This window comes from Marispirochaeta aestuarii (genome assembly GCF_002087085.1).
Classification (GTDB): Bacteria; Spirochaetota; Spirochaetia; order JC444; family Marispirochaetaceae; genus Marispirochaeta; species Marispirochaeta aestuarii.
Genome location: NZ_MWQY01000064.1, coordinates 1 through 769 on the forward strand (window position 1 = coordinate 1; position 769 = coordinate 769).

1 tRNA gene is annotated in these 769 nt (G+C 51.6%); it reads right to left on the minus strand.

Annotated features, from left to right (window positions below):
- Window positions 1–546 precede the first annotated feature (546 nt).
- A tRNA-Ala gene (locus B4O97_RS19120) sits at window positions 547–620 on the minus strand.
- Between the last annotated feature and the right edge of the window lie 149 nt (window positions 621–769).

The following is a 769-nucleotide window of genomic DNA, read 5'->3' on the forward strand; positions in this document are numbered from 1 at the left end:
TTATTCGCTTGACCATATTAGTTTGTGCTCCTTCCTCTATTGCTGCGGTCGCCGCAGTCGTGTACGACAGCGTCTCCCTCGGTACCGTCGGCAGACTCAGAGTCGGCAAAGCCGCCTCTTCGCTGCATGGTGGTACTTCGGGTCTCCCCGTGGCACTTTCGGCAGATTCAGATGGAGCAAAGCCACATCTTCACTGCGCGTTGGCGCTTCGGGTTTTATAACCGCACCCTGGAACTCCCCTAGCTGGTAAAACTACTTCCCGTTTCGTCTTACCGGTATGTTCCAGGCTCTCTATGTCAAAAGATCAGTTTCGGCCGGAAGATCTTACTCTTCCAGACCAGGAAGGATTACCATACAGATAATCAGCCCTCTTCTATATATGGAGGTAAAGGGACTCGCCTTCCGCACAAAATCGTCCTGATTTCGTGCTCCCGGCCACCTCGCTCACTGGCGAGGTACATCCCTGCACCTCTTCCGGCCCTCATCGGGCCGCGTTCGCTCGTTTCGAGTCCCTTTGAAAGACTCTTCTCAAGCAAACTGTATATATGGAGGTAAAGGGACTCGAACCCTTGACCCCTAGAATGCAAATCTAGTGCTCTAGCCAACTGAGCTATACCCCCGGCAATTCAAAAGCCTCGGGGGACACCCCTTTAGGCTTCTTCCCAACTTTTTTTCATTTTATCAAAAAATGAGAGGGCGAAGAGACCGCTTCCTGTTTAAACAAGAAGCAGGTTCCATCAAGTATCGTCGTTCGCGTAAAGCTGTCCCT